Here is a 26,616-nt window from a genome sequence, read left to right as displayed (position 1 = left end):
TCCGCCTGGGCGCGCTCCGGCCGGCCCGTCGGAGCGGCGACCGCCGGCCCCGGCGCCTGGCGGGCGTCCGGCCTGCCCCGCTGACCATTTCGGTACGTATCACCGCAGCTCGGCGCCCCTGCACGCGCGCGGGGTGGCCGCTGTGTGCCGGGGCGGGGCTGCCGGCATCCCCGGGGACCCATTAATCTCACTCACGGAAACGGCGCAGTGACGGATAGGGAGGGCCGAATGATCCCCGAGGAGGACCGTCCAGCGTCCTGGCTCCGCGGCTACGGCGGCATCGAGGCAGACATCCGCCAACTCCGCGAGTTCGCCGACAAGCTCCAGGCCGAGGTGGAACGCAACTACGCCCCGCACCTGTCGTACATCGCCGAGGACATGACAGCACCGGTGCCCAACCCGGCCGACGCGTTCATCGAGCTGGTCAACTTCCTGCGCGCGCACCACGAGACCCAGCAGGCCACCGCCGACATGGTCTGGGGCGTCCGCGACGCCACCGGCCACCTGGCCGTCGCCGCCGGCACCGTCGCCACCAACTACACCGGGTCCGACGCCTTCGCCTCCGCGCGCGTGACCGACGTCGAGCGGGCACTCGCCAACCCGGCCGCCGCAGCGCCCCGCGGCGCGGCACCGGTGCTGGCCGATCCCACCGGGCCGGAGCCCGTGCCGGGGCAGGGGCAGAGGCCGGTGGTGCTGCCGTGATCGAGCGGGGCACCGGCGGCCGCACGTCCGCCCTCACCGACTGGCGGCTGATGGACGTCACCAGCATGTGGGCCTGCCTCCAGGACCACGACACCACCAACCACTGGAAGCAGGTCGCCGGCTGGCGCAAGGTCTGCGACCTCTCCCGCGCCCACCTGAGCCGCCTCCAGGAATACCGCCGAGGGCTGGCAGAGGCATGGCCCCCGGGAACCAACGAGGCCGCCCGGGCGTACATCCGCGAGCTGGACGAGCTGATCGACAAGGTGCAGCGCACGCACGACGCCGCCAGCGCCAACTACACCGTGCTCTCCGCCGCCACGCAGGCCATCAGCGCCACCCGCGCGGAACTCAAGAAGATCTACGAGGCGTACGCCGTCAAGGTCCAGGAGAAGCAGACGTACGAGGCGACGCTCGCCGACCCGAAGGCGGCCATGGGCAGCCGGGTCCCCGACCGCCCGGTCGCGGACGCCGACCTGGAACGGCTCAACGTCCAGGCGCGCGGCATCATGTACGGCCTCAGCGGCGAACTCCAACACGCCCAAGTAATGCTCCGTCAACCACCGCCTAGGCCTAAGCCTTCACCTGAGGCGGACCAGCACAACTCCGATGTCTACGGAGGCGGTTCAGCCGCTCCGGTGATTCCGCCTGTCGTTCCCGTGCCGTTGTCAAGTTCGACTACTTCGTCCGTTGCCCGGCCGGCTACGAACGCGCGACAGGTCTCCGCACCAACCATCCGTAACGTCGGGCCTGTCCTCGGCGGGGTCAAGCCCGGTCTAGCGCCTTCTCCAATCAATCCCGCGATGCCAGGTGCAACTCCACCCGGCCTCCCCACTGGCCCCGGCAGCGGACCGATGCCTGCTATGCCGCCAGGCGTGCGGCCTGGACACGGGATCTCTGGATTGCCGATCGGTCAGCCTGGCCCTAGCAGCCGGCCGGCAAACGGAACCATTAGCGGGCTCCCGCCTGCCACGCCACCGGGATCACCCCGGCCTATGCCACCAGGTGGTTTGATCGGCGGAACCCCCGGAATGGGATTCGGACCATCGAGTGGCAGCGGCGCACAGCAACGTCGGGTTAACCCGATTGGTGGAGTAATCGGTGGCGGGGGCGCAGGCACCGCTCCGACCGGGGGCGCAGGCTCCCGCCCAGGGGCTGGCCGCAACTTCAGCGCGGTGCAGGGTATACCGCCAATCGGTGGAGCACCCAGCATGGGCACTGCCCGCGCAGGCGGGATGCCGGGCCGGTCAGGGCGGTACGACGGCAGTGATGAGGAGTCGCGACGCTGGGATCCGGACCACCCATGGGAAGTGGACCGAGGCGTAAGCCCGGTAGTCCGCCCGCCGGACGAAGATGGCCCCATCGACCCAGGTCCGGCTATTGGCTTTAACCGTTGAGAACTCGGACCATCCAAGCCGCCTTGGCGCTGTTCAGTCTTACGGCAACACTCCTGCTGCCGACTCCCTCGCATGCTTGGTCTAAGCGTAGCGCCGCAAGTCCGCAGGGCGTCGACCGAATCCGGGGGGACCAGTGGCACCTGAACTTTCTCAGGGTCGCCGAAGTGCACCGGATCACTCAAGGTGAAGGTGTAACGGTTGCGGTGCCAGACACCGGCGTTCATCCGCATCCCGATCTTGCGCGCAATCTGCGCCGAGGCACAGATATTGTTGCTGGGGGTAGTGGCGACGGCCGACAAGACCAAGACAGCCACGGAACCGGCATGGCAGGTCTAATCGCCGCCCACGGGCATGCTGGCAAACAAGGCGCCCTTGGCATCGCACCAAAGGCGAAGATCCTTCCCGTACGGGTGAAAATTAACGACCAGGGGGGCACCAGTTACCACCTGGCAGATGCGATCAACTACGCAATCACGCAAAATGTCAAAGTAATCAGCATTTCAGCAGCAGGAGCAGCGGACAGCCGATTACATGCAGCAATCGAGGCCGCAATTCGCGCAGACATTGTTGTTGTCGCCGCAGCAGGCAATAAGCCCTTTAGCCAACATGTCGGATTCCCTGCCTCCTACCCTGGCGCAATTGCCGTAGGTGGTGTTGATCGGCTCGGCCAGCGAGCCTCAGTGTCAGTCACCGGGCCGGAGATAGACGTGGTCGCTCCGGCAGTCGACATCTTCAGCACTAGCATCGACGGCAAGTATCGCAAAGGCACCGGCACTTCGGACTCCACAGCCATCGTCGCTGGGGCGGCAGCGTTAATTCGGTCCAAGTACCCGTACCTGCCCGCCTCAGAGGTGGCGCACAGGCTCACGGCCACCGCGATCGACAAGGGAGCGCCGGGGCGGGACGACGAGTACGGCCACGGGGTCATCGACCTGGTGGCGGCGTTGACGGCAGACGTACCGCCGCTGGGTTTCGGTTCCGCGACGGCGGGCGCCCCCGCCCCCACCGCCTCGACCACGATGGCGGCAGCGGAGCCGGCGGACGGCGGGGACGGCGGGGCGACGACCCGCGGCCTGGTCACCCTCGGCGTGATCGTGGCTGCTGCCGGCGCGTGGACGTTCATCGCCCGTCGGCGGCGTCGTGGCGACGACCCTCCACCCCGCATCAGTCGCTGAGCTGTCCCTGACGACGACGGCGGGAGAGCGCGGGACGGGCAACGGTCGACTCATCCCACCGGGGGGCATCGTCGCCCCGGTCAGCCGGTAACGTCGGCGACGTGCCGAAATCCATGCCGCTCCGCCTCGTGCTCGCCTCGGCGAGCCCTGCCCGCCGCAAGATTCTCCAGGCCGCCGGGATCGAACCGGACGTGCTGGTCAGCGGCGTCGACGAGTCCCTCGTGGTCACCGATCGGGCCGAGGAGCTCTGCCTGGAGCTGGCCCGGATGAAGGCGCAGGCGGTGCTCACCCGGCTGCGACCGACCGACGACCAGCGGATGTTGGTGATCGGGTGCGACTCGGTGCTGGCCTTCGACGGGGAGATCCTCGGCAAGCCGGCCGACGCGGCGGACGCCACCCGGCGCTGGGAGCGGATGCGCGGGCGCAGCGGCGTACTGCACAGCGGGCACTGCCTGATCGACGTCGAGGCGGGGCGGCGGGCCGAGGCGGTCGCCTCCACCGTCGTGCACTTCGCCGACGTCAGCGACGACGAGATCGCCACGTACGTGGGCACCGGCGAACCACTGGCCGTGGCGGGTGCCTTCACGATCGACGGGCTGGGCGGGCCGTTCGTGGAGCGGATCGAGGGCGATCCGAGCACGGTCATCGGGCTCTCCCTGCCGATGCTGCGTCGCCTCCTCGCCGAGCTGGACCTGCGGATCACCGATCTGTGGACGAAGGTCGCGCTCGGCAACCAGACGGTCGAGCCGCTCGGCTAGCGTCCGTTCATGACCACCAAGTCGATCCCGCTCACGTCGGAACTGCACGCGTACCTGGTCGCGCACGGTGCGCCGCCGGACGAGATCATGCGGGACCTGGCCGAGGAGACGCGCGCGGCCCTGCCGAACGACGCGCATATACAGGTCGCGCCGGAGCTGGCCGCCTTCCTGACCTTCCTCACCCGGCTGCTCGGGGTGCGGCAGGCCGTCGAGGTGGGCACGTTCACGGGCCTCTCGTCGCTGGCGATCGCCCGCGGGCTGCCCGAGGGCGGGCGGCTGACCTGCTTCGACATCTCGGAGGAGTTCACCGGCATCGCCCGGCGGTACTGGGCCCGCGCCGGCGTGGACGACCGGATCGAGCTGCGCATCGGCCCGGCCGGGGACACGCTGCGCGAGCTGCCCCACGAGCGCTACCTGGACTTCGCGTTCATCGACGCCGACAAGACCGGCTACCCGATCTACTGGGCGGAGCTGGTGCCCCGGATGCGTCCCGGCGGGATGATCGCGGTCGACAACGTGCTGCGCGGTGGCCGGGTGATCGCCCCGCAGAACGCCGACGACCGGGCCATCGCGGCGTTCAACGACGAGGTGCTCGCCGACGTCCGGGTCGACGCGGTGATGCTCCCGATCGCCGACGGCCTGACCCTCGCCCGGGTGCACTGACCAACTCCACCGCAAGCACCGCCCTGCGCGATCCTGGTAAGAAACGGCCCCCGGAAGGGCCGTTCCGTACCAAGATCCAAGGGAGGCGTACCAAGATCCAAGGGCGGGCAGTCCGGGATCCAAGGGCGGCAGTCCGGGATCCGAGGGCGGCGTACCGGATCCGAGGGAGGCACCACTCGGGGTCAGGCGGGGGCCGGGGATCGGACCTCGGCGGGAACCGGGCGCAGGGCGCGGCCCAGTCGGGCGGCGAGCAGCGCGGCCGCCGCGATGAAGCCGGGCAGCAGCAGGAAGGCCAGGTGCGGTCCGACGCCGTCGGCCACCCAGCCGAGCGCGACCGGCGCGATCCCGAAGCCGACGCCCATCGAGTACGACGCCCAGCCGGCCGCCCGGTCCGCGGCCGGCCCGGCGACGGCGAGCGCGATCGAGATCGCCAGCGGATAGTGCAGGGCGTTGCCGAGACCGAGGACGACCAGGCCGGTGACGGCGAGCCAACCGACCGGCGCGATCCAGAAGAGCGCGAACCCGGCCAGCGACACGCCCAGCGCGGCCAGCAGCAGCGGCACGGGCCGGTACCGCAGGGCGAACCGGCCCCCGACGAGCCGGCCCACGAACATGCCGCAGACGATCGCGGCGACGGCGGCCGAGGCGGTGCCGGCCGCCATCCCGGCGTGCGAGCGGAGCACGTCGGCCGTCCAGAGCGACAGGCAGACCTCGATCGAGCCGGTGACCGCCATGAGCACCCAGGCGATCCAGTACGCCGGCGGCAGCCGCCGGCTCGACCGGTGCGCGTCGGCAGTCGCGCCGACGCCGGTGGCCGAGCCGATGCCGGCAGTCGCGCCGCCGCCCGTGGCCGAGCCGAGGCCGGCGGCGGCGGGGACCGTCAAGCCGGCAGCGGCAGGGACCGTCGGACCGGCAGCGGCGGGGACCGTCGGGCCAGCGGCGGGGCGGTCGCCGGCCGGTGGGGCACCGGGAGCCGCGGCAGCGGGGGCGGGCCGCGGCAGGCGTACGCGGAAGGTCAGGGCGGCGAGCGCGACCAGCGCGATCAGGCCGATCTCGACGGCCATCGCCGGTCGCCAGCCCCACCCGGCGTCCACGCTGGCGCCGATGAGCAGCGGGGCGAGGATGCCGGCGCCGGCGCCCACGGCGTTGGCCTCGGTCAGCGCCGCCGGCGCGCCGGTGCCGTGCCGGTCGGTGAGCACCACGGACACGCCGCTGATCACCAGCATGCCGAAGGTGGCGATCACCGCGACGGCGGTGATCGTGGCGGGCAGGGCGCGGACGAGGCCCAGGGCGGCGACGCCGGCCGCCACGCCCGCCAGCCCGGTCCAGATCGCCCGGCCCCGGCCGAGTCGGCGGGCCAGGGGCGCGAAGAGCGCCCCGCCGGCCAGCGCGCCGACGGCGATGCCGGTGCTGTGCAGGCCGGCGACGGCGGCCGAGGTGCCCTGTTCGTCGCGGAGCAGCGGCACGACCGGCCCGAAGCCGTAGAGGAAGAAGCCCCACAGCCCGAGTTGGGCGTAGGTCAGCCAGGTGAGCCGGTCACGGGTGAGGCGGGGCACCGGCCTCACGCTACAAGCGTCGGGCCGGCGCCCCGCCCCTGGTGAGAGGCAACTCTCCCCGGACGTCGGGAAGGGACCACCGCTGGGCGTCGCTCGTTCAGCGGACGCTGCGGGCGAACTGCCGGGCGGCCCAGACGACGCCGGCGGCGGCGAGGATCGCGATGATGCCCAGCCCCTGCCAGACCCTGTCGTCGCCGAGGTCGCCGGCGAAGAGGGCCCGGGTGCCGTCGACCGCCCAGGAGAACGGGTTCCACTCGGCGATGCCCTGGAGCCAGCCGGGGGCGAAGGTCAGCGGCAGCAGGATGCCGGAGAGCAGCAGCACGGGCTGGGCCACGGTGTTCATCAGCGGGGCCAGCGCGTCCTCGCTCTTGACCTTGAGCGCGATGCCGTAGGAGACGGCCGAGGTCATCAGCGCGATCAGGGCGAGCATGAGGTACGCCAGCAGCAGGTCGACGAGGGAGACGCGCAGGTCGAACAGGAGCGCGAGCAGGGTGATGATGACCGCCTGCACGATGAGCGACACCACGTCGCGCAGCGAGCGGCCGAGCAGCAGGGCGAGGCGGCTGACCGGGGTGACCCGGGAGCGTTCGATGACCCCGGCGCGCAGCTCGGCGATCAGGCCGAAGCCCTGGAACAGGCCACCGAAGATGGCCAGCAGCACCAGCAGGCCCGGTACGAAGATCTTGTAGGCCTCCGCCTGGGTGGGCGCGTTCAGCGCCGGCTTGAGCAGCGGGGCGAAGAGCAGCAGGTACATCACCGGCTGGAAGACGCCGACGAAGACCCAGACGGGGTTGCGCAGCAGCAGTTGGAGCTGGCGCTGGAAGATCAGCCAGGTGTCACGGGCGAGTTTCATGAGGTCTCTCCGGTCTCCGGATCAGGACTCGCGCAGCGAGCGGCCGGTCTTGGTGAGGAAGACGTCGTCGAGGCTGGGCCGGTGCAGCTCGATGGATTCGAGCCCGAGGCCGGCGGTGTCGACGCGACGCAGGATCTGCGGGATGGCGGTCGCCCCCTCGTCGACGTAGAGCCGCAGCCCGCCCTCCTCGACGGTCTCCAGCTTGTTGACGTAGGGCTCGCCGTCGAGCAGCTGCGCGGCCTGCGGGGTGGCCGCGGCGTCCAGCCCGACCAGCACGACGTCGCCGGAGATCTCGCGCTTCAGGTCCGCCGGGGTGCCCTCCGCGACCACCTCGCCGTGATCCGTGATCGCGATCCGGTCGCAGAGCGCGTCGGCCTCCTCCAGGTAGTGGGTGGTGATGAAGACGGTCATGCCGTCGGCGCGCAGCCGGCGGATCTCGTCCCACATGTGCGCCCGGCTCTGCGGGTCGAGGCCCGTCGTCGGCTCGTCCAGGAAGACGATCCTCGGCTCGTGGATGATGCCGAGGGCGATCTCCACCCGCCGCCGCTGACCGCCGGAGTAGGTCTTGCACTTGCGGTCGGCGTACTCGGTGAGCTGGAAGGCGTCGAGGGCACGGGCGGCCCGCCGGAGCGCCTCGGCCTTGCCGATGCCGTACATCCGGGCGTGCAGGACGAGCTCCTCCCGGGCGGTGGACTCGTCCCAGGTGCTGCCGCCCTGGGCGACGTAGCCGATGCGGCGGCGCACCTCGGCCGGGTCCCGGCGCAGGTCGGCCCCGGCGACGGTGGCCTCGCCGCCGTCCGGCTCGATCAGCGTGGCCAGCATCCGCAGGGTGGTGGTCTTGCCGGCGCCGTTGGGGCCGAGGAAACCGAAGATCTCCCCCTCGGCGACCTTGAGGTCGACGCCGCACACCGCGTCGACGGTCTTCGTCTGGCGACCCTCCCGGGAGCGGAACGACTTCCGCAGCCCTCTGGTCTCGATCATCTCTGCTCCTGGTCGTCCGGGCCGGTGCCACCGGCCACCTGTCTGTCCCTCGGAGACGACGCCGGACGGCAGGCTCCCCCGTGGCGTCCCGGGCAGGCTAACGCGATATAGCTCTTATGGTCAACGTTGATTATTCCTCCGCCGACGGCCCGGGCGACGGCCGGGGCGGCAGCCGCTCCTCCCAGCCCTCCCACCCCTGCGCCCGCTCCAGCCCCTCGGGCAGGTACGACACCCCCGACTCGATCCGTTCCGCGATCCGCTCGCACCAGGAGATCTCCGCCTCGGAGCGGGCCGTCCAGAGCTCGAACATCCACCCCACGTGCACCGGCTTGGTCTCACGCATCCAGTCAGAACTCAACGACGTACGCATCCACTCGACACCGGCGCGCAGCAGGTTCGCCCGGTTGCGCAGGGCAGCCGCCGCCTCCTCGCGCGGCATCGCGGGCAGGAAGGAGAACGCCGCCGCGAAGGGGTCCGGCGGCTCGTGCAGCTGCCACCACAGGCCGCGCAGCAGCGACTCGAACTCCTCCTCCCCCTTCGGGGTGACCTCGTACGTGGTGCGGGCCGGACGGGCGCCCACCTGCTCGGTGGCCACCTCGCGCAACAGCCCTTCCTGCGTCAGCTTGCGCAGGGCGTGGTAGATCGATCCGGGCTGCACGTTCGCCCACTTGTCGGCGCTCCAACTGAGCAGCTCGCGGCGCACGTCGTAGCCGTGCACGGGCTGCATCCAGCGCACCAGGCCGAGGATCATCATTCGCGTGGCAGACACCGGACGAGCGTAATAAGCAAATTTGACTAGGGCGCGGGGAACAGTGCGGCATCCCACACTGAGCGATCGTTAGGGCCGCCACGGTGGCCGATACACTCCCGGTCAGTGACCCTCCGGGGAGGAGCCAGCAAGGTGCGCAAGGTACTCATCGCCAACCGCGGCGAGATCGCCGTCCGCGTCATCCGCGCCTGTCGCGACGCCGGCCTCGGCAGCGTCGCCGTCTACGCGGACTCCGACCGGGACGCCCTGCACGCCACGCTGGCCGACGAGGCGTACGCGCTCGGCGGGGACACCGCCGCCGAGACGTACCTGCGCATCGACAAGCTGCTGGAGGTCGCCGCGAAGGCCGATGCCGACGCGGTCCACCCCGGCTACGGCTTCCTCTCCGAGAACGCCGACTTCGCCCAGGCCGTCATCGACGCCGGGCTGACCTGGATCGGCCCCACCCCGCAGGCGATCCGGGACCTCGGCGACAAGGTCACCGCCCGGCACATCGCCCAGCGCGCCGGCGCGCCCCTGGTGCCCGGCACCCCCGACCCGGTCGGCAGCCCCGACGAGGTGATGGCGTTCGCCGTCGACCACGGCCTGCCGGTCGCCATCAAGGCCGCCTTCGGCGGCGGCGGGCGCGGGCTCAAGGTGGCCCGGACCATGGAGGAGATCCCGCACCTGTTCGAGTCGGCCACCCGCGAGGCGGTCGCCGCGTTCGGCCGGGGCGAGTGCTTCGTCGAGCGCTACCTGGACCAGCCCCGCCACGTCGAGGCGCAGGTGCTGGCCGACCGGCACGGCAACGTGATCGTGGTCGGCACGCGGGACTGCTCGCTCCAGCGCCGGCACCAGAAGCTGGTCGAGGAGGCCCCCGCGCCGTTCCTCACCGACGCGCAGCGCGCCCAGATCCACGACAGCGCCAAGGCGATCTGCCGGGAGGCCGGCTACCACGGCGCCGGCACGGTGGAGTACCTGGTCGGCGCCGACGGCACCATCTCCTTCCTGGAGGTCAACACCCGCCTCCAGGTCGAGCACCCGGTCACCGAGGAGACCGCCGGCATCGACCTGGTCCGGGAGCAGTTCCGGATCGCCGACGGCGAGAAGCTGCGGTTCACCGAGGACCCGACGCCGCGCGGGCACTCCATCGAGTTCCGGATCAACGGCGAGGACCCGGGCCGCAGCTTCCTGCCCGCCCCCGGCACGGTCACGGCGCTGCGGCTGCCCTCCGGTCCCGGCATCCGGGTGGACACCGGCATCTCCGCCGGCGACGTGATCGGCGGCAACTTCGACTCGCTGCTGGCCAAGGTGATCGTCACCGGCGAGACGCGTACCGAGGCGCTGGAGCGGGCCCGCCGCGCCCTGGACGAGATGGTCGTCGAGGGCATGGCCACCGCGCTGCCGTTCCACCGGCTGGTGGTCCGCGACGAGGCGTTCACCGCCGAGCCGTTCACCGTGCACACCCGGTGGATCGAGACCGGGTTCGACAACACCGTCCCGCCGTTCACCGCCGCCGCCGGCCCCGCCGACGCGCCGGTCGAGCGCGAGACCGTCGTGGTCGAGGTCGGCGGCAAGCGGCTGGAGGTCAGCCTCCCGGCCGGCCTCGGCGGGGGTACGGCCGCCGCGCCCGCCGCACGCAAGCCGGCCCGCCGGGGCGGTGGGGCCAAGGCCGGCGTCGCGGTCAGCGGCGACGCGCTCACCTCCCCGATGCAGGGCACCATCGTCAAGATCGCGGTCGCCGACGGCGACACCGTGGCCGAGGGTGACCTGGTCGTGGTGCTGGAGGCGATGAAGATGGAGCAGCCGCTGCACGCCCACAAGGCGGGCACGGTCAGCGGCCTCGCGGCCGAGGTCGGCGCCGTCATCACCGCCGGCGCGGCGATCTGCACCATCGCCTGACCTGTCCGGGGTCGCCGCCCGATCGCCGGCCCGGCTACGTTCGGCGCTCGCCTGATCCCCGGCCGGCGGCCCGCCGGGTCGCTGCCCGGCCCCGGCTCGCTGCCCGGCCGACGCGCGGGTCAGCGCAGCTCGGTGGCGGCGACCGCGCGGACGGCGGCGGTCAGCGCGTCCAGCGTGGTCGAGTCCACCCGCCAGTGCTGCCAGTACAGCGGCCGGTCCAGGTGGCGCCCGGCGCCGAGGTCGACGCAGCGGCCGGCCGCGATGTCGGCACGGGCGAACCGCTCGGGGACCATCCCCCAGCCCAACCCCAGCCGCACGGCCTCGTTGAAGCCGTCGAAGGACGGGACGTAGTGGACGGGCGGGTCGATCCGACGCCGGGTCACGGTGCGGGCGAACCGCTGCTGGAGCTGGTCCTTGCGGTCGAAGGCCAGCACCGGCGCCGCCGCGAGGGCCGCCTCGGTGAGACCGTCGGGAAAGTGGCGGGCCGCGAACTCGGTCCGGGCCAGCGCGACGTACCGCATGGCGCCCAGCCGCTCCACCCGGCAGCCCTGGACGGCCTCGCGCTGGGCGGTCACCGCCGCCATCGCGGTGCCGTCGCGGATCAGCTCCGCCGTGTGGTCCTCGTCGTCGCGGCGTACGTCGAACAGGAGCGCCAACTCGGCGGGCAGCCGCGCCAGCGCGCCGACGAACCAGGTGCCGAGCGAGTCCCCGTTCGCCACGACGGTCACCCGGGTGGGGCCGGCTCCGCCCGTCGTCGGCGGGCGCGCGGCGTCCAGCGCCTCCCGCTCCAGCAGGGCCACCTGCCCGGCCAGCCGCAGCAGCGGCCGGCCCGCGTCGGTGGCCTGGCACGGCTTCGTCCGGCGGACCAGCACCTGCCCGACGGCCTGCTCCAACGCCTTCATCCGCTGGCTGACGGCCGACGGTGTGACGTGCAGGGCGTGCGCAGCCGCCTCGAAGCTGCCCTCGCGGACCACCGTGGCGAACGTCCGGAGCTGCATGGTGTCGAGCATGATGAAGCCCAGCTTATCCGCCATGAGAATCTTTAGCTGGGCTGCATCGGCCGCGCCTCGTAGCGTCGACCCGTGCCCGACATCCTCAGCAGCTCCCCGGCCGGTTCCGCCGTCGCCGGCTTCTCCCTGGCGATCGCGCTGATCGCCGCCATCGGCGCGCAGAACGCCTTCGTCCTGCGGCAGGGCCTGCGCCGCGAGCACGTGGTGCCCGTGATCGTCGTCTGCGCCGCCTCCGACGCGCTGCTCATCGGCGTCGGGATCGCCGGGATGGGCGGCGCCCTGGCGGAACACCCCGCCGCCCTGGCCGCCGCCCGCTGGTTGGGCGCCGCGTTCCTGCTCGGGTACGCCGTGCTGGCGGCCCGCCGCGCGCTGCGCCCCGGCGCGCTCTCCCCCGCCGACCGACCGCCGGCCACGCTCGGGGCGACGGTGCTGGCCTGCCTCGCCTTCACCTACCTCAACCCGCACGTGTACCTCGACACCGTCCTCCTGCTCGGCGGGGTGGCCCGCCAGCACCCGCACCACTGGGTCTTCGGCGCGGGCGCGGCGCTCGCCAGCGCGGTCTGGTTCACCATCCTTGGCGCCGCCGCCCACCGGCTCGCGCCCGTGCTGGCCCGTCCGGCGGCGTGGCGGGTCGTCGACAGCGTGGTCGCCCTCGTGATGGCCGCCATCGCGGTGGGGCTGGTGCTGGGCTGACCCGGGTGGCGTCGCGTACGGCCCGGCCGGGGTGTTTTCCGCTACCGCCGGGGGTGCGGGTGCCGGCGGGCGGGAATGATGGCGGGGTGCGGTTCCTACACGGCGCGGCTCCCGCGCACGACCTGACCTACAACGACGTCTTCATGGCGCCCGCCCGTTCCGAGGTGGGCTCGCGGCTCGACGTCGACCTGGCCACCACCGACGGCACGGGCACGACCATCCCCCTGGTGGTGTCGAACATGACGGCGGTGTCCGGCCGCCGGATGGCCGAGACGGTCGCCCGGCGGGGCGCGATCGCGGTCATCCCGCAGGACATCCCCATCGAGGTGGTGGCGAACGTCGTCGCCTGGGTCAAGCGGCGGCACCTCGTGCACGACACCGCGATCACGCTGGGCCCGACCGACACGGTCGGCGACGCGATCCACCTGCTGCCGAAGCGGTCGCACGGCGCCGTGGTGGTGATCGACGACGAGAGCCGGCCGGTCGGCGTGGTGACCGAGGCCGACACCGTCAGCGTGGACCGCTTCGCCCAGCTCCGGCACGTGATGTCCACCGAGCTGCACACGGTGCCGGCGGACGCGGACCCGCGTACCGGCTTCGACCGGCTCTCGGCGGGCCGGCGCCGCCTCGCCCCGGTGGTCGACGCCGAGGGGCGCCTGGTCGGGGTGCTGACCCGGCAGGGCGCGCTGCGGGCGACCCTCTACCGGCCGGCGGTGGACGACCGGGGCCGGCTGCGGATCGCCGCCGCGGTGGGCATCAACGGCGACGTGACCGGCAAGGCGGCGGCGCTGCTGGAGGCGGGGGTGGACACGCTGGTCGTGGACACCGCGCACGGCCACCAGGAGCGGATGATCACCGCCCTGCGGGCGGTGCGCGCGCTGGACCCGGCGGTCCCGGTGGCGGCCGGCAACGTGGTGACCGCCGAGGGCGTACGCGACCTCGTGCGGGCGGGAGCCGACATCGTCAAGGTCGGCGTCGGCCCGGGCGCGATGTGCACCACCCGGATGATGACCGGGGTGGGCCGGCCGCAGTTCTCCGCCGTGCTCGACTGCGCCGCGGCGGCCCGCCAGCTCGGCCGGCACGTCTGGGCCGACGGCGGCGTACGCCACCCGCGCGACGTGGCGCTGGCGCTGGCCGCCGGAGCCTCGAACGTGATGATCGGCTCCTGGTTCGCCGGCACCTACGAGTCCCCCGGCGACCTCTACACCGACGCCGACGGCCGGCGTTACAAGGAGAGCTTCGGCATGGCCTCGGCGCGGGCGGTCAGCGCGCGGACGGCCGACGACAGCGCGTACGACCGGGCCCGCAAGGCGGTCTTCGAGGAGGGCATCTCCTCGGCCCGGATGTACCTGGACCCGGCCCGCCCCGGCGTGGAGGACCTGATCGACGAGATCATCGCGGGGGTGCGGAGCGCCTTCACCTACGCGGGCGCGCGGGACCTCGCCGAGTTCCACGAGCGGGCCCTGGTCGGCGTGCAGAGCGCGGCCGGCTACACCGAGGGGATGCCGCTGCCCACCAGCTGGTGACCGGCCCCGCGCGGCACCGGGCGCGTGGCCGACGCCGCGCCCGCGTCGGCCGGGGCACCCGGCTTCGTCAGGGCGCAGCGGGTGCCGGCGGGCCCGGGACCGGTGCGGGCGGCTTCGGGAAGAGGCGGTGGATCACCTCGCGGGCCGCCGCCCGGGGGTCGTCGCCGACCCGGGGCGGCAGCGCGCCCGATAGCCAGAGCGTGGCGAAGCCGTGCACGATGGACCAGGCCGCGAGCGCGTCGCCCTGCGGGTCCGCCGCCGTCGGGCGCCCCTCGGGCAGCGCGGCGACGCCGGAGTGCAGCGCGTCGCCGGCACGCTGGCGGGCCGCCACCAGCTCCTCCGCGTCGGGCCGGTAGAGGTCCGGGCGGAACATCACCTCGAAGTGCGCGCGGTGGCCAACCGCGAAGTCGACGTATGCGACGCCCCTGTCGAGCAGGTCGCCGCCGGCGCCGTTCAACGCCTCGGCCAGCAGCTCGAAGCCCTCGGCGGCGAGGGCGGTGAGCAGCCCGGCCTTGTCGCCGAAGTGGTGCGCGGGGGCGGCGTGCGAGACACCCGCCCGGCGGGCCAGGTCGCGCAGGCTCAGGGCCGCCGGGCCGGACTCCTCGATCACCCGCACCGCCGCCGCGAGCAGGGCGCGACGCAGGTCGCCGTGGTGGTAGCCGCGCGTTCCGGTCATGCCGCGATCGTATCTTGCTATTGACAAGATGACACCTCGGGCCGCAATCTTGTCGGCGACAAGTTGCCCCGAGGAGGTACCGGATGGCTCCGCTGATCGCACTCCTGGCCGGCACCGCGCTCGCCCGACTGGCCGGACTGGTCGGCGCGGCCGCCGTCGACGGCTGGCACCCCGCGCTGCGGGTGGGGCTGGCGCTGATGTTCGTGGTGACCGGTGTCGCGCACTTCGCCCCCGCCTACCGGGCGGACATGATCGCGATGGTGCCGCCCACCCTGCCCCGGCCCGACCTGCTGGGTCACGCTCACCGGGGTGCTGGAACTGATGGGCGCGGCGGGACTACTGGTGCCGGCGACCGCCCGCTGGACCGCGGCCGGGCTGGCCCTGCTGATGCTGGCCATGTTCCCGGCGAACGTCTCGGCGGCCCGACGCGGGCTGACCCTGGCCGGCAAGCCGGCGACCCCCCTCGGCCCGCGCACGGCGGAACAGGTCTTCTTCGTCGCCGTGGCCACCGCTATTTCGTTTGGGGCCTGACGTTCAGGGCGCTAATCTATCGGCCATGGAACTGATCACGCTACGGGACGTGCCGATCGGGCGACTGCTCGTGGTCGCCGGACACGTCACCGGGCAGCGGTGGAACCGCTACCTCGCCGAGGCGCACGGCCTCACCCAGGCCGGGATGGTCACCCTGATGACCCTCGCCGAGCACGGTGAACTGTCGCACCGCACGGTCGCCGAGCACTGCTTCGTCCGGCCGGCCACCCTCACCGGCATCGTCGACACCCTCGCCCGCGAGGGCCTCGTCGAACGGCAGCGCGACAAGAGCGACCGGCGCAGCGTCAAGATCACCATCACGGCGGCCGGCCGGGCCCGGGTCGAGGCGCTGGCCGCCGTGATCCGCTCCGCCGCCCCGCTCACCTCGGTCGACGCCGATCCGGCGAAGGCGGCGGTGATCCGTGAGTTCCTCCTCGAGGTCATCGGCAACGGGGAGCACGGCGCCCCGGAAGGGGGCCCGGCGTGCTGACCCGGCTGCTGCGTACGCACCTTCGCCCGTACCACCGGCCGCTGGCCGCGGTGGTGCTGCTCCAGTTCGTCGGCACCATGGCGTCGCTCTACCTGCCCAGCCTCAACGCCGACGTCATCGACCTGGGCGTGGCCCGGGGCGACACCGACTACATCCTGCGCACCGGCGGCTGGATGCTCGCGGTCAGCCTGGTCCAGATCGTCTGCTCGGTCGCGGCCGTCTACCTCGGCGCGCGGGCGGCGATGGCCTTCGGCCGGGACGTCCGGTCGTCGGTCTTCGCGCACGTCAACCGCTTCTCCGCCCGCGAGGTCGCCCGGTTCGGCGCGCCCTCGCTGATCACCCGCAACACCAACGACGTGCAGCAGGTGCAGATGCTCGTGCTGATGAGCTGCACGATGCTCGTCGCCGTGCCCATCATGAGCGTCGGCGGCGTGGTGATGGCGCTGCGCGAGGACATCGGGCTCTCCTGGCTGATGCTGGTCAGCGTGCCCGTGCTGGCCGTCGCCCTGTGGCTGGTCATCCGGCGGATGGTGCCGGGCTTCCGGCTCATGCAGACCCGCATCGACACGGTCAACCGGGTGCTGCGCGAGCAGATCACCGGCATCCGGGTGGTGCGGGCGTTCGTCCGGGAGCCGTACGAGACGGAACGCTTCGCCACGGCGAACGCCGACCTCACCGCGACCGCCCTGCGCATCGGCCGCCTGATGGCGTTGATCTTCCCGGTGGTGATGCTGGTGCTCAACGTCTCCAGCGTCGCCGTGCTCTGGTTCGGCGCCCAGCGGGTGGACGCCGGGGCGATCCAGGTCGGCTCCCTCACCGCCTTCCTGCAGTACCTGATGCAGATCCTGATGGCGGTCATGATGGCCACCTTCATGCTGATGATGGTGCCGCGCGCGGCGGTCTGCGCCGAGCGGATCGTCGAGGTGCTCGACACCGACTCCTCCGTGGTGCCCGCCGCCCACCCCGTGACCGAGGTGACGGCCCGGGGCGAGCTGGAACTGCGCGACGTCGGGTTCCAGTACCCGGGCGCGGCCGAGCCGGTGCTGCGCAACGTGTCGTTCCGGGTGACGCCGGGAACGACGACGGCGGTCATCGGCAGCACCGGCGCGGGCAAGACCACCCTGCTGTCGCTCGTCCCCCGGCTGGTCGACGCGACCGCCGGCACGGTGCTGGTCGACGGCGTCGACGTACGGGACCTGGCGCCGGACGAGCTGTGGCGCCGGATCGGGCTGGTGCCGCAGCGGCCGTACCTGTTCACCGGGACCGTGGCGAGCAACCTGCGCTACGGCAACCCGGACGCGACCGACGCGGAACTCTGGGACGCGCTGGAGATCGCCCAGGCGCGGGACTTCGTCGAGGCGATGCCCGAGGGGTTGGAGTCGCCGATCGCGCAGGGCGGCACGAACGTCTCGGGCGGGCAGCGGCAGCGGCTGGCCATCGCGCGGGCCCTGGTCCGGCGGCCGGAGATCTACCTCTTCGACGACTCGTTCTCCGCGCTCGACCTCGGCACCGATGCGCGGCTGCGGGCGGCGCTGCGTCCCGTCACCGCGGACGCCGCCGTGGTGATCGTGGCGCAGCGGGTCTCCACCATCGTCGGCGCCGACCAGATCGTCGTGCTCGAGAACGGGGGCGTGGTCGGGATCGGCCGACACGACGAACTGCTACTCACCTGCCCGACGTACGCCGAGATCGTGGCGTCGCAGAACACCACGGAGGTGGTCGCGTGAGCGAGCGGAGCGAGCGAACCATCAGGCACGGCAGCGCGGCGCCTCGCGCCGCCGCGGAGCGAAGCGAGGTGGCGGCGTGAGCGAGCGGAGCGACAGGCACGGCAGCGCCGTACCGCAGCAGAAGCCGGCCGCCGACGCGCGGACGCCGAAGCGGCTGCCGCCCGGCGGGCAGCGCGGCGGTCCGCACGCGAGCATCGGGATGCCCGCCGAGCGGTCGATGAACTTCGGGCCCTCGGCCCGGCGGCTGCTGGGCCGGCTGCGCCCGCAGCGCCTCCAGCTCGTCGCCGTGATCGCGCTGGCGGTGGTCAGCGTGGGGCTCGGCGTGGTCGGGCCGAAGGTGCTCGGGTGGGCCACGGACCTGATCTTCACGGGTGTGATCGGCCGGCAGCTGCCGGCCGGCACCACCGCCGACCAGGCGGTGGCCGCCGCGCGGGCGGCCGGCAACGACAACTTCGCCGACATGCTCGCCCGGATGGACGTGGTGCCCGGCGTGGGCATCGACTTCGCCGCGCTGGCGCGGGTGCTGCTGCTGGCGCTCGGGCTCTACCTGGCGTCCAGCGTGCTGATGTGGTGGCAGGGCTGGCTGCTCAACGGGGTGGTGCAGCGCACGGTGCTGCGGCTGCGCGCCGACGTGGAGGAGAAGCTCAACCGGCTGCCGCTGCCCTACTTCGACCGGCAGCCCCGGGGCGAGCTGCTCAGCCGCGTCACCAACGACATCGACAACATCTCGACCAGCCTCCAGCAGACGCTGAGCCAGCTGCTCACCTCGCTGCTCACCGTGGTCGGCGTGCTGGCCATGATGTTCTGGATCTCGCCCCTGCTCGCCCTGGTGGCCCTCGTCGCCGTCCCGGTCTCGGTGGTCGTCACCACCAGCATCGCCAAGCGGTCGCAGCGGCAGTTCATCGCCCAGTGGGCGCACACCGGCGAGCTGAACGGCCAGATCGAGGAGGCGTTCACCGGCCACGAGCTGGTCAAGGTCTTCGGCCGGCAGCGCGAGGTGGAGGCCGCCTTCACCGCGAAGAACGAGGAGCTGTTCCGGGCGAGCTTCGGCGCCCAGTTCATCTCCGGGATCATCATGCCGGCGATGATGTTCGTCGGGAACCTCAGCTACGTGGCGATCGCCGTGGTGGGCGGCCTGCGGGTGGCGTCGGGGTCGATGAGCCTCGGCGACGTGCAGGCGTTCATCCAGTACTCCCGGCAGTTCACCCAGCCGCTCACCCAGGTCGCCTCGATGGCGAACCTGCTCCAGTCCGGGGTGGCCTCCGCCGAGCGGGTCTTCGCCGTGCTCGACGCCGAGGAGCAGAGCCCCGACCCGGTCGAGCCGGCCCGGGTGCGCGACCCGCACGGCCGGGTCGAGTTCGCGAACGTCTCCTTCCGGTACACCCCGGACAAGCCGCTGATCGAGGACCTCTCCCTGGTCGCCGAGCCCGGGCACACGGTGGCCATCGTCGGGCCGACCGGGGCCGGCAAGACCACGCTGGTCAACTTGGTCATGCGCTTCTACGAGCTGGACGCCGGCCGGATCACGCTCGACGGGGTGGACGTCACCACCATGCGCCGAGACGACCTGCGCGGCCGGATCGGCATGGTGCTCCAGGAGACCTGGCTCTTCGGTGGCACCATCCGCGACAACATCGCGTACGGCCGGCCCGGGGCGACCGAGGAGGAGATCGTCGCCGCGGCCCGGGCGACGTTCGTGGACCGGTTCGTGCGCAGCCTGCCCGACGGCTACGACACGGTGATCGACGAGGAGGGCAGCAACGTCAGCGCCGGCGAGAAGCAGCTCATCACGATCGCCCGGGCCTTCCTCGCCGAGCCGTCGCTGCTGATCCTGGACGAGGCGACCAGCTCGGTGGACACCCGCACCGAGGTGCTGCTCCAGCGGGCGATGGCCGCGCTGCGGTCGGACCGGACGAGCTTCGTCATCGCGCACCGGCTCTCCACCATCCGCGACGCCGACCTGATCCTGATGATGGAGGACGGCCGGATCGTGGAGCAGGGCACGCACGACGAACTGCTCGCCGCGCGGGGCGCCTACCACCGCCTCTACCGGTCGCAGTTCACCGCCGCCCTCCAGCCCGACCCCGACCCGGACGCTCTGCCCGAGCCCGCGCCCGCGCCGCTCGAGGGATCCACCCGGTAAGGGGCGGGCCGCCGGTGGCGCGGGGCGGGCGGCCGTCGGGGCCGGGCTCAGCCGGCCGGCAGCAGGGTCGGGGCGCGGTCGGCCACCACCGCGCCGATCAGCCGGAGGGCGTCGGCGGCGGGCATCGGGTCCAGGGCGCGGCCGCCGCGCAACCGCAGCGCGACCGCGCCCTCGGCCGCCTCGCGGGGGCCGACGACGGCGGCGTACGGAACCCGGGCGCGGGCCGCGTCGCGGATGCGGGAACCCAGCGAACCGGCCCCGTCGACCTCGACGCGCAGCCCGGCGGCCAGCGCGTCGCGGGCGAGCCGGGCCGCCGCCCCGGCCTGGTCGTCCCCGACGGGCAGCACGACCAGCTGCACCGGGGCGTACCAGGCGGGGAAGGCGCCCTCGTGCACCTCGATCAGGTACGCGAAGAGCCGCTCCATGCTGCCGACGAGGCTCCGGTGCACCATCACCGGCCGCCGCCGTGCCCCGGACGCGTCGGTGTACGACAGGTCGAACCGCTCCGGCTTGTCGAAGTCGAGCTGGACGGTGGAGAGGGTGAACTCGCGGCCGGCGGCGTCCAGCACCTGGATGTCGATCTTCGGACCGTAGAACGCGGCCTCCCCCGGGGCCTCGGTGAACTCCACCCCGTCGAGCGCGGCGCGGAGCAGCTCCTCGGCCCGCGCCCACTGGGCGTCGTCCCCGACGTACTTCTCCCCCGGCCCGCGCAGCGACAGCCGGAACCCCGCCGGCCGTACGCCGAGCGCGGCGTGCGCCTCGCGGATCAGCCGGAGGATCTCGACGACCTCCTCGCCCACCTGCTCCAGCGCGCAGAAGTTGTGCGCGTCGTTGAGCGAGATGGCGCGCACCCGGGACAGCCCGCCGAGCACCCCCGAGCGCTCGGCGCGATACATGCCGCCCAGCTCGGCGATCCGCAGCGGCAGCTCCCGGTAGGAGCGGCCCCGGGCCCGGAACACCAGGGCGTGGTGCGGGCAGAGCGCCGGCCGCAGCACGAACTCGTCGTCGGCGCCGAGCGCCATCGGCGGGAACATGTCGTCGGCGAAGTAGCCGAGATGGCCGGAGAGCTCGAAGAGTTCCCGCCTGCCCAGCGGCGGGGTGAGCACGTGCCGGTAGCCGGCCCGGCGCTCCAGCTCGCGGACGTACTCCTCGACGGCGTGCCGGGCGGCGGCGCCCGCCGGCAGCCAGAGCGGCAGCCCGGCGCCGGCCAGCGGGTCGGAGCCGAACAGCTCCAGCTCCCGGCCGAGTCTGCGGTGGTCGATCATGTCGCGCTCCTTGATCGGGTACGACCCGGAGGCGACCCGGTCACCGGACGCGACGAGGCCCCGGGGCGGATCGCCCCGGGGCCTCGTCGACGGTCAGGTCAGTACGGCGCGCCGGGGTCTCCCGGCGTCGTGGTGGATACCGCACTGTGCATACGGCGACGATACGTCCCCGCCCGCGCGGACCGCAGCCGGTTTTCCGGGGCGGTCCGGCACCCGGACGGCGCGGCGGGAGCACGGCTCGACGCGCCGCGCGGCACGGGGGCGGGCCGCCGGCACGGGACCTGCCGGCGGCCCGCGGCGGCCGGACCGTCAGGAACGGGGGACCCGACGGTCGTGGGGCCGCGCGCCGCCAACGGTACGCCGGGCCGCTCCGATCCGCCGACCCTCGACGGTCCGCGGGGCCGTCACCTGCGGGTGTGTCCGCTCGTTGTGTCCGGTGGCCCTGCCGTGTCGGTGGTCACCACGAGCCAGGGTCGTGCCCCGTGACGCCGGACGACCCGTCAGGCTCGGTACCCGCAATCGGCCCCGTCCGGCGAGGTGGCAGTCGTGCCCGAACTACTCACTGAGGTCGCGTCGCCGGCCTGGGCGTACCTCGCGCTGCTCGCGCTGCTGGTCGCGGACGCCTTCGTCCCGGTGGTCCCCACCCAGGTCGTGATGATCACCGGCGGCGCCCTCACCGTGTACGGCGGGCTGAACCTGCCGGTGACCATCGCCGTCGGCGCGCTCGGGGTCTTCGTCGGGGACCTGGCCTGCTACCTGCTCGGGCGGGGCGCGCCCGACCGCCGGGCACCCCGTGACATCGAGCGGGGCCGGGCCCGGCGGGTCGCCAGCCGGGTCACCCAGGGGCTGCGCCGGCCCGGGCCGCTCGTGATCCTGCTCTGCCGCTTCGTGCCGGGTGGCCGGATGGCGGCCTGCTTCTCGGCCGGCCGCAGCCGGTACCCGTACCGGCTCTTCCTGCTCTACGAGGGCCTGGCGGCGCTCGGCTGGGCCACCTACGGCGGGCTGGTCGGGCACCTCGGCGGGACGGCGCTCACCGGGTCGGCCTGGCGGCTGGCGCTGATCGCGGCGGTCGCGGCGGCCGGCTTCGCGGCGGCGGGCCTGGCCATGACCGTCGTCGGGGCCCGGCGGGCGACCGAAGCGGTCGCGGTGGTGCCGGTCGCCGTCCCGGTGCGGACGGACGCGCCCGGGGCGGAGTGACCGCCCGGGCGGCGCCGCCTAGGGGTGGTCCCGGGGATCGATCTCGGTGGGTGGCCCGGATCCGTCTGGGGTTCTCTCCGCGACAGGCTGAGCCATGCGCGGAACCCGGAACAGTGGACTGCTGGCCCTCGGCGGGATCGCCCTGGCGGCGCTGCTCGCCGTGATCGGCCACGCCGAGGTGAACGAGGACCTGGACCCGTGGGCGCTGACCGTCAGCGACTACGCCGTCTCGGACCGGGGCGGGGTGATCGACGTCGCGATGGTGGTGCTCGCGGCGGCCACCGCCGTGCTCCTTCCCGCCCTGTGGCGCGCCCACCGGCCGCCCGCCGCCGGAACGAACCGGGCGGCCGAGGCGCTCCTGGCCGCCTGGGTCGGCGGGCTGCTGCTGGCCGCGGTGGTGCCGACGAACGAGCCCGGCCTGCCCATGGACGCCGCCGCCTACGTCCACCGGTACGCCTCGGTGGTCGCCTTCCTGGCGCTGCCGGTCGCCGGCTGGCTGCTCGCCCGACACCTGCCCGAATCCGCCGGCCGCCGGGTACGCGGCCTCGCCACGGCCAGCGTGGCGCTGGCGGCGGCGATGGTCTGGTCGGCCTACCCCGGCGACCGGCTGCTGCTCGGCCTGGTCGAGCGGCTGCTCATCCTCACCGAGGTCGCGATGCTCGTCGTCGTCGCGGTCACCTTGCTGCCGCGGGTCACTCCAGCTCGTGCAGCATGAGCTGGCGGGCGGCCTCGGTGATGGAGCCGGAGAGGCTCGGGTAGATCGTGATCGTCTGGGCCAGCTCGTTGACCGTGAGGTTGTTCTCCACCGCCATGGTGATCGGCAGGATCAGCTCGCTCGCCTTCGGCGCCACCACCACGCCGCCCACCACCTGGCCGCTGGCCGGGCGGCAGAAGAGCTTGACGAAGCCGTCGGCGAGGTCGTCCATCTTGGCGCGGGCGTTGCCGTCCAGCGGCAGCATGACCTGTCGGGCCGGCACCTTGCCCGCGTCGACCTCGTCCTGCGAGACGCCCACCGTGGCCAGCTCCGGGTCGGTGAACACGTTCGCCGCGACGGTACGCAGGCGCAGCGGCCGGACCGCCTCGCCGAGCGCGTGCCACATCGCGATCCGCCCCTGCATGGCGGCCACGCTGGCCAGCGGCAGCACGCCGGTGCAGTCGCCGGCGGCGTAGATGCCGGGCACGTTGGTCCGGGAGACCCGGTCGACGGTGACGTAGCCGCCCCGGGCCAGCGCGACGCCGTACTCGGCCAGCCCCAGGTCGGCGGTGTTGGGGATGGAGCCGACCGCGATCAGCGCGTGCGAGCCGGCCACCCTGCGGCCGTCGGAGAGCTCGACCTCCACCCCGTCGGCGGTGCGCCGGACCGCGTCCGCCCGGGAGTTGTTCAGGATGCTCATGCCCCGGTTGCGGAAGACCCGCTCGATCGCCATCGCCGCGTCGGCGTCCTCGTGCGGCATCACCCGGTCGCGGCTGGAGACCAGGGTCACCTGCACGCCCATCGCCAGGTAGGCGCTCGCGAACTCCGCGCCGGTGACGCCGGAGCCGACCACGACGAGGTGCTCGGGCAGGTCCGGCAGGTCGTACACCTGGCGCCAGGTCAGGATTCGCTCGCCGTCCGGGACGGCGGTGGGCAGCTGGCGGGGGGTGGCGCCGGTCGCGACCAGCACGGTCGACGCGGCGATCGACTGCTCCCCGCCGCCGTCGGTCGGGGTGACGAGCACCCGGTGGGTGTGGCCGAGGGTGTCCTCGCCGAGCCGGGCGGTGCCCGACACGAAGTTCACCCCGGCCTTGACCAGCTTGGCGTGGATGTCGGCGGACTGGGCGAGCGCGAGGCGCTTGACCCGCTCGTGCACCGCGCTGGCGTCGACCGTGACCGCCTCCAGCCCGTCGGAGTGCACCCCGAACTCCTCGGTGTCCCGGTAGCCGGTGACCACCTCGGAGCTGGCGATGAAGGTCTTCGACGGCACGCAGTCGGACAGTACGCAGGCCCCGCCGGCGCCCTCGGCCTCCACGACGGTGACATCAGCGTCCAGCTGCGCGGCGACCAGGGCCGCCTCGTAACCGGCCGGTCCACCGCCGATGATCACGATCCGGCTCACAGCGCTCGCCCTTCGTCAGTGCTCACAGTGACTTTCTTCTCCCGAACGCGTCCGACACGCACTGTCGTATTCTCCCCCACCCGGCGGGCGGGCTATCGTCATCGCCGTGCGTCATCACGCCGCCTACGGCTCAAACCTCGACCCCGCCCGCATGCGCGCCTACTGTCCGCATTCGCCGATGGTGGGCACAGGCTGGCTGGAAGGCTGGCGACTCACCTTCGCGGGCGAGGACGTCGTCGGCTGGGAGGGCGCGGTCAGCACGGTCGTCGAGTCCCCCGGCGACCGGGTCTTCGTGGCGATCTACGACATCCACCCCTACGACGCCGCCCAGCTCGACGAGATCGAGGGGGTGGCCGCCGGCACGTACCGCAAGCTGCACGTGCGCGTCTCGACCCTCGACGGCGACGTGACCGCGTGGATCTACGTCTTCGACGGGTACGAGGGCGGACTGCCCACGGCGTGGTACCTCTCGGAGATCGCGAACGCCGCCGAGAAGGCGGGCGCGCCGGACGACTACGTCACCGAGCTGCGGTCCCGCCCCACCGGCACCGCGTCGGCCTAGCCCGTATCGTCGGCCCAGCGCGTATCCCACGGCCCCCAGTCTGCTCCGGAGCCGGGCGGGGCCTCCAGCCGGCCCCGGTCGGCGTCGTCAATCACACACCGGCGGCCGGGACGACCAACTCGTACATGTCGACCCGGCGCACCTCGCGCAGCCCCACCGAGAGGTAGAGCGACAGCGGGGCGGTCGGGTTGGCCAGGTCGACCCCGAGGCCGGCGGACTCCCGGCCCTTCGCGGCGTACCGGGCGAACGCGTGGCTCAGCAGCGCCGCGCCCACCCCCCGGCGCCGCTGAGCGGGCAGCACGGCCAGGTTCTTGACCCAGCCCTCGTTGCGGTCGAGCGCCTGGTCGGAGGACTGGAGGACGCCCGCGGGCCGCCCGTCCACCTCGGCGACGAACCACTCGTCCCAGGCCGTGTCGGCCGCGATCCGGGCCCGCCAGCGGTCGTAGGCCAGCGGCTCGTAGTCGGGGGTGTCGCGGAAGGCGGTGTCGAAGACCCGGTGGAAGTCGCGCAGCTCCGACTCGTCGCCGGGTCGCAGCGGGCGGACCGTCACCCCGGGCGGCGTTGGCGGCGGCTCGCCGGGCACCCCCGCCAGCGACCGGCTCATGACCTGGTAGCGCTTGACGAAGCCGAACCCGGCGGCGACCAGTTCCTCGACCCACCGGCGCTCGGGCGGGTAGGCGGGGCACCGCACGGTCAGGGCCGGCAGGCCACGCTCGGCGGCCCGCCCGGCCACCCGCTCCACCTGCCGGGCCAACAGCGGCGCCCGCACCGACGCGCCCCGGTCCGGGTCGACGAACACGTCGACGAACTCCCGTCCCGCCCCGGTCGGGTTGTCCAGGATCGCCCAGGCGACCAGCGTGCCGTCGGGGTCGGTCACCACCCAGGAGTCCCGCTCCGGGTCGACGTTCGGCGCGGTCAGCGCGTCGCGCACGTCGTCGGCGGCGAAGTCCGGGTGGCCGATGGCGAACGTGTCGGCGGCGTGCACCACCGCGAGGATCGCCGGTACGTCGTCCAGGGTGGGGCGGCGGGCGTGCCAGCCGGCGGGGAGAGTCACGCGGGCGATCCTGGCAGGCGGGCCGACGGGGCGCCGCCGATTTTCCGACCGCTGCGCCGGCCGGCTGCCGCGACTCCGGACGCCGGGCCACGCACGCCGGACGCCGGGCGTCGGGCCACGGGCGCCGGGCCACGCACCCCCGGGGCGGGGCGGCTCAGCCCTGGTCGGTCAGGTGCGTCCTGGTCGCGATGAGCAGTTCCACCAGCTCGGCGCCGTCCGCCGGGCCGAGCGCCGCGAACGCCGGCGAGGCCAGCCGGTCGGTCACCGCCTCGGCCCAGAGCCGCCGCCGGACCAACGGCCCGACCGGCGGGTACGGCGGCGGCCAGCCGCAGGCGACCGCGCCCGCCTCCCCGTCCGGCCCGGCGAGCACGGCCTCCAGCGGGGTCATCCCGCTGGCCCGGACCGCGATCAGGTGCGCCCCGGCGAAGTGCTCCCGCAGCAGGCGCAGGCCGACGGCCGTCCGGGCGCCGGCCGTCCGGACCGGCACCGGCATGGCCCGCCAGGCGGCGAAGAGCGGCATGCCGCTGGCGTCCGCGGCGTCGACCGCGCGGCCGAGCAGGGCGGCGAGCCGGCTCACCCCGGGAAGGGGGTCGAGCCGCTCCTCACCCCACCGGCAGCACTCGGCCAGGGTGGCGGCGGCCACCTCGACCGGCGGGACGACCCGCCGGGCCGCGTCCCAGCCGTCGGCGACCGCGTCGGGGGCCAGGAAGCCGAGGGCGGCGGCGACCGTCTCGGCGCGGACTTCGCCGAGGGCGCCGGCCCGCCCGGTGACGTAGAACGCCCAGCCGGAGATGCCGAGCAGTCGCGCCCGACGCAGGGTGGTCGGGCAGCGGGTGAAGAGGTCACCGAGTTCCAGCACGACCGGCTTGCTGGCCGCGGCGGCCTGTTCCGGCGTCATCCGCCCGTTCCCCGGT

Annotated in this window: 23 protein-coding genes and 2 pseudogenes; 15 read left to right on the top strand and 10 right to left on the bottom strand. The window is 73.4% G+C overall.

The features are described 5' to 3' along the window. The 5 genes and pseudogenes from AB0G13_RS18270 to AB0G13_RS18250 all read left to right on the top strand — a co-directional run. A pseudogene (locus AB0G13_RS18270) lies at positions 1-84 on the top strand (acyl-CoA carboxylase subunit epsilon); the annotation flags it as partial. 144 nt (positions 85-228) lie between these two features. Next, positions 229-702, top strand: coding sequence for a hypothetical protein (locus AB0G13_RS18265; protein ID WP_357875567.1), 474 nt, complete (start codon positions 229-231; stop codon positions 700-702). Between the two features lie 1,447 nt (positions 703-2,149). After that, complete coding sequence (gene mycP / locus AB0G13_RS18260) at positions 2,150-3,271, top strand: type VII secretion-associated serine protease mycosin (RefSeq protein ID WP_357875577.1); 1,122 nt, start codon at positions 2,150-2,152, stop codon at positions 3,269-3,271. A gap of 101 nt (positions 3,272-3,372) precedes the next feature. Next, on the top strand, positions 3,373-4,029 hold the full coding sequence (locus AB0G13_RS18255) for a Maf family protein (protein WP_357875565.1): 657 nt from the start codon (positions 3,373-3,375) through the stop codon (positions 4,027-4,029). A gap of 9 nt (positions 4,030-4,038) precedes the next feature. Continuing rightward, the gene (locus tag AB0G13_RS18250; protein WP_357875563.1) at positions 4,039-4,692 is read left to right on the top strand and encodes an O-methyltransferase; all 654 of its coding nucleotides are present in this window, start codon (positions 4,039-4,041) and stop codon (positions 4,690-4,692) included. A 182-nt stretch (positions 4,693-4,874) separates the two neighbouring features. Here AB0G13_RS18250 and AB0G13_RS18245 read toward each other — a convergent pair whose 3' ends face one another. The 4 genes from AB0G13_RS18245 to AB0G13_RS18230 all read right to left on the bottom strand — a co-directional run bounded on the left by AB0G13_RS18245 (position 4,875) and on the right by AB0G13_RS18230 (position 8,836). Next, complete coding sequence (locus AB0G13_RS18245; protein WP_357875561.1) at positions 4,875-6,248, bottom strand: MFS transporter; 1,374 nt, start codon at positions 6,246-6,248, stop codon at positions 4,875-4,877. Positions 6,249-6,345: 97 nt separating this feature from the next. Then, on the bottom strand, positions 6,346-7,101 hold the full coding sequence (locus AB0G13_RS18240; protein ID WP_357875559.1) for an ABC transporter permease: 756 nt from the start codon (positions 7,099-7,101) through the stop codon (positions 6,346-6,348). A gap of 21 nt (positions 7,102-7,122) precedes the next feature. Continuing rightward, positions 7,123-8,082, bottom strand: coding sequence for an ATP-binding cassette domain-containing protein (locus AB0G13_RS18235; protein ID WP_357875557.1), 960 nt, complete (start codon positions 8,080-8,082; stop codon positions 7,123-7,125). A gap of 130 nt (positions 8,083-8,212) precedes the next feature. Further along, a complete protein-coding gene (locus tag AB0G13_RS18230) occupies positions 8,213-8,836 on the bottom strand; it encodes a PadR family transcriptional regulator (RefSeq protein ID WP_357875575.1) in 624 nt (207 codons plus the stop codon). 147 nt (positions 8,837-8,983) lie between these two features. Here AB0G13_RS18230 and AB0G13_RS18225 point away from each other — a divergent pair, with 147 nt between their 5' ends. Next, complete coding sequence (locus AB0G13_RS18225) at positions 8,984-10,732, top strand: biotin carboxylase N-terminal domain-containing protein (protein WP_357875555.1); 1,749 nt, start codon at positions 8,984-8,986, stop codon at positions 10,730-10,732. 119 nt (positions 10,733-10,851) lie between these two features. Here AB0G13_RS18225 and AB0G13_RS18220 read toward each other — a convergent pair whose 3' ends face one another. After that, entirely contained in the window at positions 10,852-11,742 is an 891-nt protein-coding gene (locus tag AB0G13_RS18220) for a LysR family transcriptional regulator ArgP (RefSeq protein WP_357875573.1), read from the bottom strand. 81 nt (positions 11,743-11,823) lie between these two features. Between AB0G13_RS18220 and AB0G13_RS18215 the strand changes: the two genes are divergently transcribed. Together AB0G13_RS18215 and AB0G13_RS18210 are read left to right on the top strand one after the other, a co-directional pair. After that, a complete protein-coding gene (locus tag AB0G13_RS18215; protein ID WP_357875571.1) occupies positions 11,824-12,435 on the top strand; it encodes a LysE family transporter in 612 nt (203 codons plus the stop codon). A gap of 86 nt (positions 12,436-12,521) precedes the next feature. After that, positions 12,522-13,961, top strand: coding sequence for a GuaB1 family IMP dehydrogenase-related protein (locus AB0G13_RS18210; protein ID WP_357875553.1), 1,440 nt, complete (start codon positions 12,522-12,524; stop codon positions 13,959-13,961). A 67-nt stretch (positions 13,962-14,028) separates the two neighbouring features. On the opposite strand, the gene AB0G13_RS18205 is transcribed toward AB0G13_RS18210, so the two are convergent. After that, positions 14,029-14,637, bottom strand: a complete 609-nt coding sequence (locus tag AB0G13_RS18205) for a TetR/AcrR family transcriptional regulator (protein WP_357875551.1) — start codon at positions 14,635-14,637, stop codon at positions 14,029-14,031. A gap of 83 nt (positions 14,638-14,720) precedes the next feature. Between AB0G13_RS18205 and AB0G13_RS18200 the strand changes: the two are divergent. The 4 genes and pseudogenes from AB0G13_RS18200 (at position 14,721) to AB0G13_RS18185 (ending at position 19,528) form a co-directional block, all read left to right on the top strand. Then, positions 14,721-15,168: pseudogene (locus AB0G13_RS18200) on the top strand (DoxX family membrane protein). Between the two features lie 25 nt (positions 15,169-15,193). Then, positions 15,194-15,658 (top strand): MarR family transcriptional regulator, encoded by a 465-nt coding sequence (locus AB0G13_RS18195; RefSeq protein WP_357875549.1) that lies wholly within the window; start codon positions 15,194-15,196, stop codon positions 15,656-15,658. Further along, on the top strand, positions 15,652-17,385 hold the full coding sequence (locus AB0G13_RS18190) for an ABC transporter ATP-binding protein (protein ID WP_357875547.1): 1,734 nt from the start codon (positions 15,652-15,654) through the stop codon (positions 17,383-17,385). Before AB0G13_RS18195 ends, AB0G13_RS18190 begins: the two co-directional genes overlap by 7 nt. A 199-nt stretch (positions 17,386-17,584) precedes the next feature. Next, a complete protein-coding gene (locus tag AB0G13_RS18185; RefSeq protein WP_357875569.1) occupies positions 17,585-19,528 on the top strand; it encodes an ABC transporter ATP-binding protein in 1,944 nt (647 codons plus the stop codon). Positions 19,529-19,575: 47 nt separating this feature from the next. Here AB0G13_RS18185 and thrS read toward each other — a convergent pair whose 3' ends face one another. Continuing rightward, positions 19,576-20,793 carry a threonine--tRNA ligase gene (thrS, locus tag AB0G13_RS18180; protein WP_357875545.1) on the bottom strand — a complete coding sequence of 406 codons (1,218 nt, stop codon included), beginning with the start codon at positions 20,791-20,793 and terminating at the stop codon, positions 19,576-19,578. A 546-nt stretch (positions 20,794-21,339) separates the two neighbouring features. Here thrS and AB0G13_RS18175 point away from each other — a divergent pair. Continuing rightward, positions 21,340-21,990: a DedA family protein gene (locus AB0G13_RS18175; protein ID WP_357875543.1), complete on the top strand. Its 651-nt coding sequence runs from the start codon at positions 21,340-21,342 to the stop codon at positions 21,988-21,990. Positions 21,991-22,084: 94 nt separating this feature from the next. Next, positions 22,085-22,705, top strand: coding sequence for a DUF998 domain-containing protein (locus AB0G13_RS18170; RefSeq protein WP_357875541.1), 621 nt, complete (start codon positions 22,085-22,087; stop codon positions 22,703-22,705). Here the strand turns inward: AB0G13_RS18170 and AB0G13_RS18165 are convergent. Then, a complete protein-coding gene (locus AB0G13_RS18165) occupies positions 22,683-24,086 on the bottom strand; it encodes an NAD(P)H-quinone dehydrogenase (RefSeq protein ID WP_357875539.1) in 1,404 nt (467 codons plus the stop codon). The genes AB0G13_RS18170 and AB0G13_RS18165 overlap by 23 nt on opposite strands. 106 nt (positions 24,087-24,192) lie before the next feature. Between AB0G13_RS18165 and AB0G13_RS18160 the strand changes: the two genes are divergently transcribed. Continuing rightward, on the top strand, positions 24,193-24,648 hold the full coding sequence (locus tag AB0G13_RS18160) for a gamma-glutamylcyclotransferase (protein ID WP_357875537.1): 456 nt from the start codon (positions 24,193-24,195) through the stop codon (positions 24,646-24,648). 91 nt (positions 24,649-24,739) lie between these two features. Here the strand turns inward: AB0G13_RS18160 and AB0G13_RS18155 are convergent, their stop codons facing one another. After that, positions 24,740-25,702: a GNAT family N-acetyltransferase gene (locus AB0G13_RS18155; RefSeq protein ID WP_357875535.1), complete on the bottom strand. Its 963-nt coding sequence runs from the start codon at positions 25,700-25,702 to the stop codon at positions 24,740-24,742. Positions 25,703-25,856: 154 nt separating this feature from the next. Then, positions 25,857-26,600 (bottom strand): hypothetical protein, encoded by a 744-nt coding sequence (locus AB0G13_RS18150; RefSeq protein ID WP_357875533.1) that lies wholly within the window; start codon positions 26,598-26,600, stop codon positions 25,857-25,859. Between the last annotated feature and the right edge of the window lie 16 nt (positions 26,601-26,616).

Origin of the sequence: Micromonospora sp. NPDC023633, assembly GCF_040640035.1 — a bacterium.
Lineage (GTDB): Bacteria > Actinomycetota > Actinomycetes > Mycobacteriales > Micromonosporaceae > Micromonospora.
This window is presented reverse-complemented; position numbering and strand designations above follow the sequence as displayed.